This window comes from Methanoregula sp. (assembly GCF_002835825.1).
Lineage (GTDB): Archaea > Halobacteriota > Methanomicrobia > Methanomicrobiales > Methanospirillaceae > Methanoregula.
Window position 1 is genome coordinate 1 of sequence record NZ_PIZH01000715.1, and the last position, 1,101, is coordinate 1,101.

At 57.5% G+C, this 1,101-nt stretch carries 2 protein-coding genes; both read left to right on the top strand.

The annotated features are described in order from the left end of the window. The coding region (locus CW742_RS14645) for a sensor histidine kinase (RefSeq protein WP_292421657.1) at positions 1 to 553 on the top strand (553 nt) is incomplete at its 5' end. 155 nt (positions 554 to 708) lie between these two features. Further along, positions 709 to 1,101 (top strand): HEAT repeat domain-containing protein (locus CW742_RS14650; protein ID WP_292421660.1); only part of this gene is annotated, 393 nt, incomplete at its 3' end.

Consider the following 1,101-nt stretch of genomic DNA (forward strand, 5'->3'; position numbering starts at 1 on the left):
AGGCACCGACATCCGGCCCTGCATCCTGAAGGTCAGCGCAACCATCAACCGGGTCAAACGGCAGATCAAGTTCACCAAGGAATACCAGGACATTGGCAATCACTCACCGGAATGGCAGAATGTTACCGACTCTATCACCCGGGCGCGGGTCGGTTTCGATCTCAGGAAGGTCTCGCTCGATGTCGAGATCAAGAACGTGGAGGTCCTTGCGGACCGGCTGCTCGAAAAGGTATTTTATTACATGATAGAAAATGCCCTCCGGCACGGGGGCGAGAAACTCACCCGCATACGGTTTTACACGCATTCCAAGGGAGATGATCTCATGCTGGTCTGTGAGGATGACGGGGTAGGGATCCCGGCCGAGAAGAAGATGTTTTTATTCCCTGAGGGTTATGGCAAGCATTTCGGGTACGGCCTGTTCCTGATCAAGGAGATCCTTTCGATAACCGGTATTACCATCCGCGAAACCGGTGTCCCGGGAAAAGGCGCCCGTTTCGAAATGTACATTCCGAAGGGTGCGTACCGGAAGACCGGTCTTGGCATTGTAAAATAGGCCGGTTCCAGCAATCTTTTTTTTTCAGCACAGTGCCGGATGGAACCCGGCACATATGACCCCCATAGCACCGCGGGGTATTTCACCCGTGGCCTCTACCAGCAGGATAAAATCGCACCGGTTCCTTATGTGAGATACAGGAAACCAATCGCACCATGGCACCCGTTGAACGCGAGCCCCCGGATATCGAGAGGCTGAAAAAGGCTGCAGATGCCGAGGGTCTTATCCTGGCGCTCGCATTCCCGCAGCACAAAATACGGGAAAAATCCATAAAAGCCCTCGCCGGGATGGGACCGCGGGTGATCCCTGCACTCCTGCGTCATTTCACGCCGAAAGAAGATACCGGGATACGGGACTGCTCCGGTGAGGTGATCCGCCTCCTGGGAAAACCGGCAGTTGCCCAGCTAACGCGGGCACTGCACCAGGCCGATGACCGGGTCCGGGCCTCTGCGGCTCTGGCGCTCGGGTATGCGGGAAAACCGGGGGCACCTCCCCTGCCGGCAGCCCGTAGCAATCCGTCACGGGACGGCCGGACCCGGGACGCGGTG